This is a genomic window from Coleofasciculus sp. H7-2 (assembly GCF_042747725.1).
In the GTDB taxonomy this organism is placed as follows: Bacteria; Cyanobacteriota; Cyanobacteriia; order Cyanobacteriales; family FACHB-T130; genus FACHB-T130.
Window position 1 is genome coordinate 191592 of record NZ_JBHZGO010000023.1, and the last position, 15959, is coordinate 207550.

Here is a 15959-nt window from a genome sequence, read left to right on the forward strand (position 1 = left end):
ATTTTGGATGATTAGGCTGGGGTTGAGCAACGGATAGATTCTGGTTGTTCGCTCGTAGAACCCGCTCTAAAATCTAAAATTTCGACCAAAGCATCAACACTGGCATCCGATAAATCCGCCAGGGAAACCACTCGCTCTAAATTGGGAAAGCAGCGGCGGATAGCATGGTTGTAGCTCGGATCGTAGTGGCACTCTAGTAAGTCTCTCACCAATTTTTCCCACTGCCCAGCATCAATGAGCTGGTACCATTCGTGGAGTTTTTCCCAACCATAGCGAGATTTCAGTCTGTGCAACTTCCCTTTCAAAACCTCTGGGTGGGCGATTAAGTGAGGATATTCTTGCAAAAGCCACTGAATTCTAGCTTCTACAGGCAGCTGAATTTCTAAACAGCTTGCTTGTTTCATTTGCTGCCAGAGAGATGGGGGCAAATAAATGCGCCCAATTTTATTACTCTCTGCTTCCACCCACACCGGAAAGTTGGGATCGAGGCTTTGCAACTGTTGCAGTAGCAGGGATTCAAAGTGTTTTTGGGATGGCTGAGGCTGGGGATGGGTAATCGATAATTGTCTCTCTGCTTCAGATGCGATCGCCCTTGTCTCTACAAGCTGCTCCTTAGCTCCTTGGCTCCCATTCTCCCACTCTTCACCCAGGAGAGAACCACGATGGTTTGCTAAACCTTCCAGATCCAGCATCTGAATGCCAAACTGAGCCAGACGGCGCAAAATGTGGGTTTTACCGCTGCCAGTCATTCCAGATAATATCCGGAAGGTAAAGCGTTCTGGTAGGTGTTGCAGTTGCTCTCGTACCAAGGAACGATAGGTTTTGTAGCCACCTTGGAGGACAGTAACTTGCCAACCAATTTGACTTAAGACTGTCGCCAAACTGTTAGAACGCTGTCCTCCACGCCAGCAGTATACAAGGGGATGATAGTCTTTGCCTTTTTCGGCAAAGTGATGGGTGAGGTGATGGGAAATATTTTGAGAGACGAAGGCAGCGCCTAGTTTACGGGCGGTGAAAGGACAAACTTGTTTGTAGAGCGTTCCGACTTTAGCGCGTTCGTCGTCATCCAGAATGGGCAGGTTAATGGCACCTGGTATCCGATCTTCAGCGAATTCGCTGGGTGAGCGGACATCAATAATTTCGCTGTAAGTTTCTGCCTCAGATAGCTGAGTATAATTGGGCGATCGCGGCATTGTTAAATATTAAATATTAATGGCTAATTGCTGATGGCTAATTGAAGGATTGTTCAAGCACTCTTCGATTAGCCATTACCTAATACCATCTTATGTTTGGGATAAGCGTTTGAGCGTTTGACCTCCTAGCAGTCGGTCAGTTTCTTCCAGTAATGCGGGAATTTTGTCGGCGTGGGGACTATGGGCGAGACATTGCCGGAGGTCTAGTTCTCGCACCCGATCCGCTTTGGCTCCGGGAAACCAGTGGCTGGCGTTGCCCAGTAGGTTGTAGCGCATTTTAGCGTACTCAATCATATCGTAGGCGATCGCTAGATTTCTCAGCCACAGAATCACTTGTATATTCAGTCCACCAGGCGTTGCTTCTGGCTTTGGTAAGCCAATGTGCCAGGTTTTTACCCAGTCTTCTCCTAGGGTAGACTTCGCTTCTTTCTCCAAGCGATGAAGAATTGGCAACAAAACTGACTCTGCCTTCTCTAACAGCGGCAAGGTCTTCAGGTGTTCGTCAAAATCCTCAGGTCGTGACGCCCCCACACTAAGAGTATGCACCTGTAAATGACTCAGGCAAAACAAATCGTTAAACACCATTGGGCTGAGGGGATAGCACAAATCCACCAATTTTTGCGGTGGTTTAAACAGCATTCCTCCTTTCTCCGAAGGGCTGATAATAAAAACGCCCATATCGTGCCGAGAAGCTGCCTCAATTGCCGACCAGTTGAACTGATTGATGTAGTACCAGTGCAGGTTAACGTAGTCAAACTGGTTCGTCTCAATCGCCTTCACAATCATATCGGTCGGTCCGTGAGTCGAGAAGCCAATAAACCGAACTTTGCCTCGATCTTGTAGCTGTCGCGCCACCTCCAGACAGCCGCCAGGTTTAATGCTATCGTGCAGCAAATCGGCGTTATTGATGCCGTGTAGCGACAGCAAATCAACGTAATCTAGCTTCAAGTAAGCCAGCGACTTCTCAAATTCTTGGCGAAATTCTTTAGCGTCTGCTTTCGGGCTGATTTTCGTCTGGACAATCAGTTTTTCTCTGGGAAAAGTCGGCAAAATCCGCCCCAATTGCATCTCGGAGGTGCCGTAGCCACGGGCAGTTTCAATGTGATTGATTCCGACTTCTAAGGCTCGGCGAATCGTTGCTTCTACATTCCGTTGATTATCGCGGGGAATTCGCCAGGCGGGGACATCCTGCCACTTAAACTGATAGCGCATTCCCCCACAAGAAAACACGGGCATTTGTAATTCTGTACGCCCAAAGCGCCGATACTGCATCTTTCTAAATACATAAGAAAACTGCTGAATTGTGCTTGTAGTTAAGCACAACTATTTTTAGGGTAATTCAGTATGCTTGCAAACGTTGTTCGTACTACCTTGCTATCTTTTTTACCAGCAACCCTGCTGCTGGCATCAAGTTCTGCTATCCTGGCTCAGAATAGCCCCCGTCCTGAAGGAGCCTTGAATTGGGTAGGTGCATCGAATAGAGAAATTCCGCCCGATGCCGTGGTTGGTGGGTATGAATCAGGGCGTCGTTTGTACATCTGTCGTGCCGAATATAACGGTGGCGTGCATCCGGGAAAAGTTGTCGGCAACAATTGTAATTTTGGTTGGGGAGAAGAGGAAATTCTCAGCCCTTTCTATGAAGTTTTAACCGCGCCGCGAAACGTTCGGATTGCTTGGATAGAAGCATCGAACGGACGGGTGCCAACAGGTGCGATCGCTGGTGGTATAGAAGCAGATCGAGATATATTTATCTGTCGGGCATCTCACAATAATGGCGTCCATCCCGGAAAAATTGTCGGTAGCAATTGCAATATTAGTTGGGGAGGACAGGAGATTCTCAAGCGCAACTATCAGGTAGCCGTGCTAAGGAGAAATCGTTAAAAATCCGAGTTTAAGTTTATGCGATCGCTAGGATTTAGCGTCAACAAAAAAACGCCTGAAACTAGGATAGGGTCGGATTTTCAGGACTTACGCAAAGCTTATACATATAGCGTTCTTGTCGGTTCAATCCCCCTGTGGTTGCCCAAGAGATGTCGCGCAAGTTGCGTAAGTCCTGATTTTGTCTCGCACGGTAAAAGAGACAAAATCCTGATATAGAGCAGATTGGTAATTTTGCTCTGAGCATCACAAAAGAAGATTAAGCTTCTCGCACAATCGGCTTACCATCTACCACTTCGCCCACTAACACTAAATCTGTGACGCCCACAAATAAACCATTTTCCAAAACGCCAGGAATATTATTGAGCGTCTTTTCCAGTTCTCCAGGATTATCGATGGTGTCAAATTTTACGTCAATTACCAGATTGCCTTGATCGGTGACGACGGGACCCGCTTTTTTGACGCCCATCCGCAATTCTGGCTTACCGCCTAGCTTTTCGATCGCCCGCATCACGGGTGTCATCGCCATCGGAATTACCTCTACTGGCACGCGGAAGCTGGAACCCAGTCTGTCAACTAGCTTGGAACTATCGACCACGACGATAAACTGTTCTGCCAAATAATCTACTATCTTTTCCTGAGTGTGAGCAGCACCGCCCCCTTTAATCAAATTGTGCTGCGGATCGACTTCATCGGCTCCATCAATGGCAATATCAATGCGATCGGCTTCATCCAGGGTGGTTAAGGGAATTCCGTACTGTTTAGCCAGCACGGATGCTTGAAATGAGGTAGGGATGCCTTTGATGTCTTTGAGATCGCCGGACTTCAAGCGATCGCCCAAAAATTCAATTGCATAAGCGGTCGTCGATCCGGTGCCCAGCCCCACTATCGTACCCGACTGGACGCGGGCGGCGGCGGCTTTCCCGACTTCCTGCTTCATCACCTTAACGGGATCTTGTTCTGCGGTCATTCTGAAAACTCCTGGCGATATTGACAACTTGGCTCTGTAGGCTAGGATCGCTTAGCAATACTACTCGGTTAATTTCTCCCCCATTCCTCTCCACCTCTGCCATGCACCACTTCTAAAAGAAGAGTGTTTTTAGCTTTGAGGAGAGTCCAATTTCCCTCTTTCCCGTGTATGGAAGGGGGGTTTGAGGGGTGCGATCCGATCCGAAAAGTAGGCGATCGCGTAAACCTAAACCAACTCAGCTGCAATCAGTCTACTATCTGGAGTTCCCTTCCTATGACTCAGGGTAAAAATTTTTCTCATTCAGATTATCAACACGACTCAAATCTAACTCCAGAAGCACACCGTCAAAAAATTCAGGATGAGCAAACAAGCACTACACGCAAAGCCTTATTGCTGCTTGAAGAAGGATTAAAATTAGCAGAATTAGGAAAGTATAAGGAGGCTGTTGCCCGTTATCAAGAAGCTTTAGATATTCAACCTAACTCTGATAAAATTCTATACAACTATGGACTTTCCTTATTTTATCTAAGCCGCTACAACGAAGCTGTTAGTTGTTACGATAAAGCCATAAAGTTAAATCCAGATTATTCCGAAGCTTGGAGCGATCGCGCCCATGCACTGATGATGTTAGGTCGCGGTAAAGAAGCACTGGCTAGTTGCGAACAAGCTTTGAAAATTCAACCGGAATCTTATCAAGTCTGGTACAAGCGGGGTTGGGTGCTGAGCAAATTAAATCGCCGTCAAGAAGCGATCGCTAGCTGTGATAAAGCTTTGGAAATTCAGCCGGATAGCTATGAAGCCTGGTGTACCCGTGGGGTTGTGCTACCGCTACCCAAACGCCGCCAAGAAGCACTTTCCAATTTTGAAAAAGCTTTGGAACTCAATCCAGACTACCAGCGAGCTTGGTACAATCGCGGTTTGTTAATGGTGAATTTAGGACGAAATGAAGAAGCACTGGCTAGTTTTGAAAAAGCTATCACAATTCAACCAGATTGTCAAGAATTCTGGTTTCCCCAAGCCTGGTATGGTCGCGGCTTTGTCCTGGGAAAATTACATCGCTATCAAGAAGCGATCGCTAGCTTTGAAAAAGCCCTACAACTTAAACCAGAATACCCTGCGGCTGCCTTCTATAAACTGATCTGCTTGCTCGTAACAGGTAAGGTTTTTCCACATCTAGTGCATTCTGAAAAAAGAAAGCGCCTGTTCAACGAACTGAAAATTATTGTCAATGCCTTTAAGTATCAATTATTATTTCTCGCCGCCTTTATTTTTGTCATCAGTTCTGCTCAATCGCCTTGGGCAACAAATTTTAAGCAATTATTCTCTACTTTGTTTTCGATTGCAATCATTTGGTTTATTCTCCGCGATCTTTGGAAAAACAAGTCCCAATTAAATTGGGTATTAGGAATTTATTTTAAAAGTGGCATTTTAAGTTATGTCCGGGCAGTTTTTATTCTATTTGTTACCCTAACGACATTTGCAGTAGTAACGCCTTACGTTCCCCAATTTATGCAATGGGGATGGGCTAGTGCAGTTTTCGGAAATTCGGGAAATATCATATTTCAACCCTTTGATACTATTAAAAGCATTCAGCCTCCACCAGAAAATCTCAATTCTCAACTTCCCAGCCCCAGTAAAAGCTTACCGCCTGATGAAAAGATTGCAACTCAACCCCAGGAGTCACCTGATGAAAATGTTGCAACTCAACCCCAGAACTTACCCGATGAAAAGGTTGCAACTCAGACTTATAAAGCAGTCCCAACCAACAGTACGGCTCAGAAAGCACCTTTTGATTACACAAAAGTTTTAATGGTTATTTTTTGGCTATGTTTAATTTTAATGGTTCCGTTTTGGGCTGGATTGGAGGAAAAGATTTTTCGTCAAGGTGCTAACACCTGGAAGCAGATAATCGGAAATTCTACAGCTTTTGGCTTAGTGCATATCTCCGTAGGAATTCCAATTTATGCAGGTTTTCTGCTAATTATTCCTGGCTTCTTATTTGCTTGTCGCTATAAATTTGTACATGACAAGTCTTTCAGAAAAAATAATAATGAAAAAGTAGCTCAGGAAGCAGGAGTTCAGGCAAGTACAGCAGATCATGCAATCTACAATGCGATCCTGATAACTTTTTTGGTTTTTGTAATGTTAACGGCGTAATCAGATAAGGATGCGATCGCATTCTCTATTCTCATGTCACTCACCTAGCGCCGCGCCAGCAGTATTCCCTTCATAGAAGCGATGCACTAAGCTAGCACTTCCACCAGCAGCGGCGAAGGTAGCATCCATCTGTCCACAACAGACTTCTTTACTTACGTGCGGATTTATGCAAGAAACCTCCCTGTACTATAGCGGTTTTTGGTTGGGTGCAGTACAGTGCATGACCTCTCTGCTTATAGGAGATAGGCTTTGAGTCTTACTCCCCTTCCCCGTAAAAAATATTTATTCCGCTTCCCTCTCCTTATAGGAGAGGGTTAGGGAGAGGTGGGAAGGGGTTAGGTCTGTATTGGACTCAACTGCTTGCCCGCTATAGGTAAAATTTTTTAGTCTCTATACCAAGGTGTTGCCCAATTGCGGCATGATTTTGCGGGGACACCTCCTGTGGGTTCCCGAATATAGATAAGCCAAAGTTATTGCCTAAAACGGCTCATGGCTTCTTGATCGCAGCCTAGGAGCGAATAATGTTTGCTACGAGCTTCCCATTTTTTGAAAACTAACCTATAGTACCGTTGGGAATACCTCTTACGCCCTCAGATAGAAGACAGTTTCAGTTGATACAGGGTATTTCCTAGGTTGATATATCTTTATTCGTTAGAAGAAAATATTGGTAGTCTCTGCTGTAATGTCACAGATTCATCCGCTTAATCTGGTTATCCAACCTGATGACAAAGAAACTAGCTGCTGTCTTTCCAGCATTGGGTTTCAGGAGCTTCCTGCCATGCCTCAGCTTCTCTATCAAACTGTAACTAATCGTGAACTGGTTAGTATTTTTCTCAAGATCAGCCAAGTACTTTCAGAAACCAGTCAAGCTTCCTCACGCTTTTTCCTGACGCGAACCGAGCAAAGAGATTCTTCCCTTGGGACATCGCCACGCGATTATCAAAATTTACTAGGGGATTTTTTAAAAGCGCAACCGATTAGCACGATTACCCAGGCGGTTAAATATGCTTGGTTTTTTCAGATTTTAGCGAAGCAGCAGATATTTTTTCACTATCAGCCTATTTTTAATTTATCAACAGGCGAAATAATTGCTTATGAATGTTTGGCACGCGCCAAAGATGATCGGGAAGGACACTTTAGCGGTTATCAGTTGATTGAAGCAGCTCTTTCGACGAAATTGGCTTGCGAGTTTGATGAACTGGCTCGGACAATTTGTTTACAATCAATTGCTGACACGAAGAGCCATCAAACCTTTTTTATCAATATATTACCCAATGTAATTAGCAAAGATCCTGCATCCCTAGATCAGAACATCAAGTTAATTCTCGATCTGGGATTACAGCCCGAACAAATTGTATTTGAATTAACCGAAGTAGAAGCGCTGGTTAGTTGCCCAAAACTATTGAAAACCATCAACCGCCTGCGAGAATGGGGGTTTGGGATTGCTGTGGATGATTTGTGCGCCTGTGTTTCCCCAGATAACTACTTCATGGAGTTTTGCCCGGATTTGATCAAGATAGATCGTCGATTGGTACATGGTTGCAGTCAGCATTCTCTCAAGCAGGTGATGCTCAAAAGTTTAGTGAATTCTGCTCATAACTTGGGCATTCGAGTCGTCGCTGAGGGACTTGAAGACATGGAAGATATTGAGTTCTGCTGCGAGATAGAGGTAGATTACGGGCAGGGATTTGGGTTGGCAATGCCACAGGTGACTTTGCAGCAGCAACGGCTCGATTTGGTGAAGTCGTCGCTCAGGATTTTGTCTTACACAGATCCCTGCACCTGTTAAAACCAGATGCTGCTAAGATGCTTTCCTGTTACAACTGACTCTTATCTATGCAGCTTGAATTTATCCCAGTCGAAGAATTTTATTTTGCACTAACCTTAGCCGTAAAAACTTTGGAGGAAGTGGAGCAACCGGGCTTAATAGAACAAGTGCTAGAGCGCCTCGACCTCAAATACGGTCAGCCTTCTACAATTGCCGCAGCCAGCCAGAATACGTTTAACTACGTATTTCGGGTTCTAGAGATAGACAACAGCCCTGCAAGTCAGCTGATTGTCTCAGTAGCAGACTGGCAAGGCAAATTGCGTCTAAGCAGTGATTATGGCTGGACTCTCGATCAAGATCGCAAGCCCGTTCGCACCGAACGATTTAACCAGCGACCAGAATTTGCCAAGCAGCTACGCTGCTACCTACAAGACTGGTTGCAAGTACCTTTGAGTAATTAGCTGTTTGTCGTTAGTCATTAGTCATTAGTCATTAGCCTTTGACTAATGACTAATGACTAATGACTAATTGCTTTGAGCAGCCAACAGTTCTTTCAGCTTCGCCAATTCGCCAGCCCAGCGGGGATCTGGTTGAAAGGTATCTGATTCATTAGATGTTGACCCTTCAGAGCGTCGCGACTTCTTGTTACTGCCGCCACGACGACCACCCCCGGTGGGAGTGGGAGCGGGAGCGCTACCGCCACCGCCACCGCCACCGCCAGCAGCTTTGTTGCTTTCCTTGATAGGAGCTGGCGCTGCTGGGCGAGGTTCTTCTTCTCCTTCACCCTTAGCTCTTGGCAATGCCTTTTCTATTTTTAAAGGGCTGTCTTGGAACATCTGACCGTTGAACTTTTCAATAATTTCATCAGCTAGTTCATCCGTCTTCACGGTTACAAAAGCAAAACCCCGACATTTGCCGGTTTTCCGGTCTTTAATCACCTTGGTGGAAACAGAATCGCTCATGTCCCCAAAGATGGCTTGTAACTCCTGACGGTCTACTTCTTCTTTGGGCAAATTGCCTACATACAAACGGATAGACATGGAAAAATACCTCCAGACTCAATATCTTTAAACAAAAATTGCGATCGCAAAGCGTATGCCCGATGGGGCTGCTCGCACTAAACCCGATCTTCGGTGACAGATTCTCCCAATCAACCTTACGGCTTATTTGGATTCTCGTTTCAGCGAGAGCCTTTTGGTCTACCCCAACCCGACAGCCTGATGGGATGACCGCCGCCTTTTTCTTCATTTTCCTGAAAACGTTTTCATCTCGATTAAGAGCCAATCCGTCATCAGAATAGAAAAACCATCTGTCAGCCTGCGTCTTGGAAAATTCCGCCTCACAGCTAGAATCTTCTTGAATCGTGCCAGATGGATGTATCAGCCCATAGAAACGCCTTCCTGCTATCAACCATTTAAACGCCGAATAGCGCTTCTTCCCAGCACCGATGAGCGCCAAGATAGACAAGAATTGTTCCCATCCAGCACCCGTAACAAACTTTGCCAATTTGCTCCCGGCGAGTTTATTATTGATCAAATCTCGATCGGCAACGACCATTAATTGTTTCAATAGCCAGTTGGCAACTTGTTGGGAAAAATCTTGACGCTGGGAAGCAACATTTAACGGTGACAATTCAATCTGCTGGACAGCTTTAACTCGACGCTTACTGCCCTGTTTCTGGCGAGACAACCGACGCTGTAACCGCTCAATCCGCTTCTGGGCTTTCCTATTGTATCGAGGGATTGCCACCTGCTCAACGCAGTTTTGTAATAGCTGAAAAAAAAGTCTTTTATCGGCTGGAAATAAAGGGTTTGTTTTTTTAAATTTGCGCTTTTGGCTGCAAGAATCTGGCTTATCTTTAAGTGATGCGATTGAACAACTGCTTTGGCAATAGCAGTTGGTGTTGCAACCATTTTGCTCCCACCAGTTAAAGCGTTCAGTCAACCGATAATTGTACTGCCATCTGAGCGCTCCTATCCACTCCTTCATTGTAACTAACTGCTGCTGAGTTGGGCGCAATCGATACTGATGGGCGATTCTCATTAGAGAATTGTATCCTAAATTACTGTAATCTTTGCACTCGACCTTTATGGATATCGAGTTGTCTACAGCAGTATCGAAGCAAGACGTTTTTGGTTGCTCCCAATTATTGCAGGATATTTACATTATTTCTAAAGGTATCACGGTCTCTGCGATGGGGCTAGTTTAAATAGTAGATTTCCGTCTTTAGCAGTATTTTCAGGACTGAAGCACTCAACCTCCACACCCCAAGTGGATCGGTTCTCAAGATACTGCCTTCTGTTATCGCCGGAACGGTCAAATAACTTCAAAGGTAATCGACATCGCCGCCATCTGAGTTGTATCCACGTTGCTCACGCCTTGGGGTGAGGTTCCAGAGGTGCCGCGCGTGCCTTCCGCGAGGTCATCGAGCAAATCGCCGACCACTTGAGTTGGCTCCGAAAGAGATACGGGGCCTCTTTTATCCCGTGGTGCCAGGTTTCGCAGTGCTTGCAGGGCTTTTCGCAGGGGCGTGCTACTGGCAACAATCAGGACTTCTGCGACTCCTTTGGGTTCTTGGGTGATGAGGTTAAATTGATCGTTAGCCCCAGGAATTTGTAGTGTCTGCCCAGCCCTCACCTGCGTAACATCATCGGTCGCCGTCCATTGATTCGGAAAGATCGCTGATATTTCTCCAGTTGGGTCAATTACTAGGACGCTGAAATAGAGGTCGCGCGGCTCATTGTTGGTAATCTGGAACTGCACCGACGTTCCGAGCGGTAACTTGCGATCATCCGAGGGAAGATTCTGCGAAGGATTATTGGAAGAAGTCCCTTGACCGATACCACGAACGGTGAAGGCGCTGGCAAGAATTTCATTTTGACCGGCTCGATTCATCGAAGCAGTGACCTTTAGGCGCGATGAATTGGTATTCAGAGTGAGTTTGACAATCCTGGCTGCGAGTAAGGACTTCAGTTTGGCTTGCAGGCGATTGACAGCATCGGCTACGGTTTCACCGGCAGCACCAAAGGAGCCAGGAATCGGCTCCATCGCTGGAGAAAATAAACCTAAACTGCCGCCACTGTTCATCCTTCCAAAGATGTATTGCACCTCTTGCTGTTGTAAAGGTAGAGCTTCAAGGCGCTTGATCGCTTGTAAAGCTTGTTTCGCTGGCGCGGTGTCGTTGCCTAAAGAGGGGTCAAGACCAATTTTTAAAGTTACATCACTGGGAATTCCGCGAGTGCGTTCCTGCAACAGCGATCCGGGTTTGGCAGTATTTAACAATTTGCCGCGTCCGATTAAGCCTTGACGAGATTCTAACTGCACGACTCCTTGTTCGCGCCCTTGGGAGTCTACTACGGTCAGGATGGCATCTTGATCGAAGGCTACGAGACTTTGGGGGTTGAGTCCCCCCAGCCATAATTGAGCTTGGTTGCCCTCTACTTTAGTGATTACAGCTTCCGCTGGAGGCGTTTGTTGACCAATAAAGTAAATGGGTTGCTTGAGATTACTGCTGCCTGGTTTCGCCTCAAATTCTGGATCTTGACGAGATGACATTCGTGTGATGTTACGACCAATATTGGGGAGGGCGCTGGCGAAAGATTCGCTGCCGGTTTGTTGCCACAGATATTGAGTCATTAAATAAGTAAAGGCACCGGCATAAAAGTCGCTGAAGGGGGTGTCAGCGGCAAACTGGTCGCGCTTGGCTGAGGCAATGACGACCCCTTTGGCGACACCCTCGCGGCGGCGGCGCACAAATTCAGCGGGTGAGAGATTCAGGCGCTTTAGCCATTGCTGCTGATATTCTATTTCGGCGGGAACTGGTTGAAGTTGAGCGCCACCATCACGCGATCGCACGACTAAATTCCCCCTTTTGCCGCCACCTGAGTGACAGCTATCTAGCACCGCAGTGACGTTCTCTGTCTTCAGGGCGTCCATCAGTAAAAATAAAGTGTGCCCCATGATGTCTTCTACAACGCCTCTTTCACCGGGAAATCCGGTAGGGAGCGAACTATCGATGGGCACAAAGGTACTATTGAGACACTTCCCTGTCGGGTCTTTGAAGTCGCAGTCGGGGTCAGCGACCTGAGAACCGTGCCCGGAGTAGTGAAACACCACGACATCCCCGGACTTCGCTTGTTTAATTAGGTGTTCTTCAAAGGCGTCCAAAATGCCTTTGCGAGTCGCTTGTTGATCGGTCACGATCAGAATGTCTTTCGGGTGAAAGCCAAATCGGTGAATCAGCAGTTGCTGCTGCAAATCGACATCGGTGATGCATCCTCGCAACGGTGCTGTTGGATAGGCATTAATCCCCACCAGCAAGGCAAGCTTCCGAGGCGTCCCTTGAGCGATCGCACGAGCAAAGCGATCGCCTTGCTGCATAATATCCAGCTGGCTCAAACCCAGCGTTGCCAAAGTAGATCCGGCAAACTGCAAAAACTGACGGCGCTTAATGTGAGGCATAATCACTTTTAACTAGATTGGTGTTACTGTCTTAACTCAAAACTCAAAACTCTTTAAAGTCCATTTCCAATCAAAATGAAGGGTGCCCAATAATAGGGGTGAGAAAATTCTGAGCCATTGCTAGGGGTTATCGGCGGTCGAGAGTCAGGTATTTGTTCGACAAGAATGCCACCGCGAGGCTCGGTATTGGCTGCTGTTGAGACATTACCTTGTAACAGATTGAGTTGAGCTTGGCGCAACGCTTCGGCTTTGGTCATCGGCTTTTCAGAGGTGCTGTTGGCTAAATTTTTGTAAAATTGTTGCATCAATAGACTGGTACTGCCATCGTCCACGAGCCACAGAGAAGCCATCACCGCCTTTGCCCCCCGGTTCAAGAAGTGGTAAGCCATACTAGCAATTTCTATACCGTCTTGACGAGGACCAGCCAAGGCGGTTTGGCAAGCTGACAGCACTACCAAATGAATGTTGCTTAACCCGGTTAAGGTTTTTATCTGGGGAATAGTGAGTTGTTCGCCGGTTCCTAAAAGAATGTAGGATTTATCGGCGCTATCAGGAACAAATACACCATGAGTCGCTAGGTGTAAAATTTTATAACCTTTGAGATTGTCTTGCAGGGTTGCGAAGTCAAAGGCGCGGTTCAGGAACTTTTGACCTGGATAAATTCCATGATTATTTTTGGTGTCCTGACGCACAATGGCATCGATTTCGGCAGGCACATTTGGTAGAGGACTGAAACCAGGGACAGCATCAGATAATCCCATTGCCAAAACAGGGCTATTTTGAGTACCTACAGGTAGTTTATCGCGGGTGTCCGTATCTTCTGTCAATACATTGTAGATTGTGTATTTTTCAATCAGATATTGTTTCCCGTCATAAAGGGCGCTCATGGGAATGTAGCGCGTCACCCTATCGAGGGCAAAGACTAAGTTTTTCACCTGGCTATTCTTATTTTGAAGTTCCGCCTCTAAGTCTTTCATTAGCCAGTTATAAAGTTTTAGGCTAACTGCTTGCACTTTGGTAGCTTCAGCAGAACCGCAATTAGCAACCTTCTCGCACTCATTCATTAAATCGCGAAACTCTTTGACTGCATTTCCTAATTCATCTCTTGTGACGTTAACTTTAACGGTTTTGACCGCACCCCCTTGGGCATATAGCTGTAACCACAGTTCATTTTCTAGCACCAAGGGATAAATCATCACCGTGCCTGGTTGTGCTTCGACAATTTCTTGAGCTTTTGCCAGTTTGTTAGGGTCAAAGAAAGCGTCATCTTTGGCACGGTTAGCGCGAATTTCTTGGTCAATTTTTTGCAATTGTTGGTCAAATTCAACGATCAGAGAGGTGCGGCGAGTCGTAAGCTCTTTAAGTTGACTACATTTAGTGCTTTCACACTCATTAATTTCTCTTGCCAAGGCAATTATAGACTCACTTTGAGGAGGAATCTTTGTCTCTGTTGGAGTGAGTGGAATGTTTGGCTTATCACCCGTATTACCTCTAGGACTAATAGCTTCTCGAATTTCCTGTTCTCTCATCAGTTGTTGTACTTGCAGTGCTTCTTTGTCTCGTCCTTGGGAGAGCAATAAGGCTGCTAACTGGCGATAGATATCAGATATTTTAACTCGGTCAAAATCGACGATAGCTTCCAAGAATGATTTCTGTAACTCTGGGGGTAAACCTTGGATATTGCGCCGTACTTCCTCGATTTTATTAACGGATTGCTTGTAGTAGCCAATGGCAATGTTAGGCTGATTTAAATCGCGGTAAATGCGAGCTAACCCGGCGTATATGTAAGCATCACCACCCGTAACTTGGTTATCTGTTGTAATAGCTAAGGCTTGTTGATAGGCGGCGATGGCTTGCTCTTTGCGTCCGAATTTGCGATGTAGACTTCCAATAAGAGTAAGTGCTTGCTTTTCCCAAATGGAATTTTGGGTTTTTCGAGTAAAATCCAAAAAGGTTTGAGCTGTTTCCATTGCTGTGGCATCATTGCCCAACTCACCGTAACCAGTACTCAGCATTTTATTGGCAAACGCTTCTAATCCAGGTACTTTAATTTCTTGGAAAATTGCTAACGCCTGTTGAGCAAATTCTACAGTTTTTTGTGGTTCTCGTCGGACAAAGTAGGTAGAAGCGATATTCAATAAAGCCACCCCTTCGCCTTGGCGGTTTTTCAGTTGCCGCATGGTGGCAAGTGCTTGTTGGTAATAGTCGCGGCTTTTTGGGTAATCTCCCAGGCTATAATAGACATCGCCTAATTCAAATTGGGGGATAGCTTGGGCAGGAGGACTTTTGATTTCGTCAGCGATTTTTAAACTTTTTTGATTCAACTCTAGGGATTTTTGGAATTCGTTGCTATTGTTGTAAAGATTACCTAGATAAGCTAATGCCATTGATTCCAAAGCGGGATTTTTTAATTCTCGTGCTATTGCCAAACTTTGTTCGATGAATTCCTTACCTTTGCTGTATTCTCCCAAAACTTGGTAAGCATCACCCAAATTCATCAGCAACTCTGCTTCCTGTTCGCGCCTTTTGTATTTGCGTGCAGATACCAAACCGGGTTCAGCGACGGCAATTACTTTTTGATAGTCTCCCTGCTTTTGATAAGCCTGACTTAATACACTAGCCGCCCAAGCTTCGCCGCGAAAGTCTTTAATTTTTTGGGCAATAGCTAAACTTTTTTGCCCTGCATCAATTGCTTGGTCAAATTCTCCTTGAGAGGTGTATGCTTCCCCTAGCGTTGCTAAAGCTTGCAGTTCCCAACCCGGATTTTGTTGTTGTTGGGCGTTTTCTAGAACTTGGCTAGCTACCTCAATTGCTTTTTGGGTGTCTCCCAAAGCAAGAAAACTGCGGCTTAAACTATACAAAGCTGAGTTTTCATAGGAACCCTTGTTAGTTTGTCGCAGCAGCATCAAGCGTTGTTGGGCAAATTCTAGCGCTTTTTGATAGTTCCCTTGGTTATTGTAAATATCGTTGAATTCATCCAAAATACGCTGCTCTATATCGGTGTTTTCCAGACGCTTGGCAATTTGCAATGCTTGGTTTGCTGACTCTAGCGCCTGGGGATGGTTGCCCTGTTTCGTGTAAGCTTGACTCAGTTGTTGCAACGCCTGTGTCTCTAGTTTGGAGTCTTTAATTTGCCGTGCAATGGTTAAGGCTTGCTGAGTTGATTCAATAGCTTTGGGGAAATCCCGCAAATCTGTGTATAGTTCGCCTAAACTCAGTACCGCCTCTGCCTTCCAATCTGGTTTGTTGAGGGTTTGCACGTATGTTAAGCGTTGCTTGGCAAACTCAATGGCTGTGTCATATTCCCCTAGATTCCTATAACCTAAACTCAACCCGGCTAGTGCATTAGACTGCAATTGCAAAGCACCCTTTTGTCGAATTGGAGCTAATTCATAAAAATTTATTTCTTGCGACTTTGCTAAGGCTTGCTGGAATAATTCAATCCCTTTCTGAATTTTTCTTAAAACATAATAGGTGCTACCAAGACCGTTTAAACCACTTACTTCTCCCACTGTATCCTTTTGTTCTCGTG

11 protein-coding genes are annotated in these 15959 nt (G+C 45.8%); 4 read left to right on the top strand and 7 right to left on the bottom strand.

What is annotated here, in order from left to right:
- Positions 1-11 precede the first annotated feature (11 nt).
- Positions 12-1193: a tRNA 2-selenouridine(34) synthase MnmH gene (gene mnmH, locus ACFW2W_RS04745; protein ID WP_378173995.1), complete on the bottom strand. Its 1182-nt coding sequence runs from the start codon at positions 1191-1193 to the stop codon at positions 12-14.
- A gap of 90 nt (positions 1194-1283) precedes the next feature.
- Positions 1284-2465 (bottom strand): aldo/keto reductase, encoded by a 1182-nt coding sequence (locus tag ACFW2W_RS04750; protein WP_378173998.1) that lies wholly within the window; start codon positions 2463-2465, stop codon positions 1284-1286.
- Between the two features lie 72 nt (positions 2466-2537).
- Between ACFW2W_RS04750 and ACFW2W_RS04755 the strand changes: the two genes are divergently transcribed.
- On the top strand, positions 2538-3074 hold the full coding sequence (locus tag ACFW2W_RS04755; RefSeq protein ID WP_378174001.1) for a DUF3421 domain-containing protein: 537 nt from the start codon (positions 2538-2540) through the stop codon (positions 3072-3074).
- A gap of 256 nt (positions 3075-3330) precedes the next feature.
- Here the strand turns inward: ACFW2W_RS04755 and rpiA are convergent, their stop codons facing one another.
- A complete protein-coding gene (rpiA, locus tag ACFW2W_RS04760) occupies positions 3331-4041 on the bottom strand; it encodes a ribose-5-phosphate isomerase RpiA (RefSeq protein WP_378174003.1) in 711 nt (236 codons plus the stop codon).
- A gap of 273 nt (positions 4042-4314) precedes the next feature.
- Between rpiA and ACFW2W_RS04765 the strand changes: the two genes are divergently transcribed.
- The 3 genes from ACFW2W_RS04765 (at position 4315) to ACFW2W_RS04775 (ending at position 8427) form a co-directional block, all read left to right on the top strand.
- Positions 4315-6198: a tetratricopeptide repeat protein gene (locus tag ACFW2W_RS04765; RefSeq protein ID WP_378174006.1), complete on the top strand. Its 1884-nt coding sequence runs from the start codon at positions 4315-4317 to the stop codon at positions 6196-6198.
- 778 nt (positions 6199-6976) lie between these two features.
- Positions 6977-7987: an EAL domain-containing protein gene (locus tag ACFW2W_RS04770; RefSeq protein WP_378174009.1), complete on the top strand. Its 1011-nt coding sequence runs from the start codon at positions 6977-6979 to the stop codon at positions 7985-7987.
- A 47-nt stretch (positions 7988-8034) separates the two neighbouring features.
- Entirely contained in the window at positions 8035-8427 is a 393-nt protein-coding gene (locus tag ACFW2W_RS04775) for a hypothetical protein (protein ID WP_378174011.1), read from the top strand.
- Between the two features lie 63 nt (positions 8428-8490).
- On the opposite strand, the gene ACFW2W_RS04780 is transcribed toward ACFW2W_RS04775, so the two are convergent.
- The 4 genes from ACFW2W_RS04780 to ACFW2W_RS04795 all read right to left on the bottom strand — a co-directional run bounded on the left by ACFW2W_RS04780 (position 8491) and on the right by ACFW2W_RS04795 (position 15939).
- Positions 8491-9006 (bottom strand): RNA recognition motif domain-containing protein, encoded by a 516-nt coding sequence (locus tag ACFW2W_RS04780; RefSeq protein WP_378174014.1) that lies wholly within the window; start codon positions 9004-9006, stop codon positions 8491-8493.
- A complete protein-coding gene (locus tag ACFW2W_RS04785; RefSeq protein WP_378174017.1) occupies positions 8897-10009 on the bottom strand; it encodes a helix-turn-helix domain-containing protein in 1113 nt (370 codons plus the stop codon). Before ACFW2W_RS04785 ends, ACFW2W_RS04780 begins: the two co-directional genes overlap by 110 nt.
- Positions 10010-10282: 273 nt before the next feature.
- Positions 10283-12427: a caspase family protein gene (locus ACFW2W_RS04790; protein ID WP_378174020.1), complete on the bottom strand. Its 2145-nt coding sequence runs from the start codon at positions 12425-12427 to the stop codon at positions 10283-10285.
- 53 nt (positions 12428-12480) lie between these two features.
- Entirely contained in the window at positions 12481-15939 is a 3459-nt protein-coding gene (locus ACFW2W_RS04795; protein WP_378174022.1) for a CHAT domain-containing protein, read from the bottom strand.
- Positions 15940-15959: the final 20 nt, after the last annotated feature.

What these genes read in the sequence shown, in the direction of transcription:
- ACFW2W_RS04775 (WP_378174011.1), top strand. Translation starts at nt 8,035, where the DNA reads ATGCAGCTTGAATTTATCCCAGTCGAAGAATTTTATTTTGCACTAACC.
- ACFW2W_RS04765 (WP_378174006.1), top strand. Translation starts at nt 4,315, where the DNA reads ATGACTCAGGGTAAAAATTTTTCTCATTCAGATTATCAACACGACTCA.
- ACFW2W_RS04790 (WP_378174020.1), bottom strand. Translation starts at nt 12,427, where the DNA reads ATGCCTCACATTAAGCGCCGTCAGTTTTTGCAGTTTGCCGGATCTACT.
- ACFW2W_RS04780 (WP_378174014.1), bottom strand. Translation starts at nt 9,006, where the DNA reads ATGTCTATCCGTTTGTATGTAGGCAATTTGCCCAAAGAAGAAGTAGAC.
- rpiA (WP_378174003.1), bottom strand. Translation starts at nt 4,041, where the DNA reads ATGACCGCAGAACAAGATCCCGTTAAGGTGATGAAGCAGGAAGTCGGG.
- ACFW2W_RS04755 (WP_378174001.1), top strand. Translation starts at nt 2,538, where the DNA reads ATGCTTGCAAACGTTGTTCGTACTACCTTGCTATCTTTTTTACCAGCA.
- mnmH (WP_378173995.1), bottom strand. Translation starts at nt 1,193, where the DNA reads ATGCCGCGATCGCCCAATTATACTCAGCTATCTGAGGCAGAAACTTAC.
- ACFW2W_RS04785 (WP_378174017.1), bottom strand. Translation starts at nt 10,009, where the DNA reads ATGAGAATCGCCCATCAGTATCGATTGCGCCCAACTCAGCAGCAGTTA.
- ACFW2W_RS04770 (WP_378174009.1), top strand. Translation starts at nt 6,977, where the DNA reads ATGCCTCAGCTTCTCTATCAAACTGTAACTAATCGTGAACTGGTTAGT.
- ACFW2W_RS04750 (WP_378173998.1), bottom strand. Translation starts at nt 2,465, where the DNA reads ATGCAGTATCGGCGCTTTGGGCGTACAGAATTACAAATGCCCGTGTTT.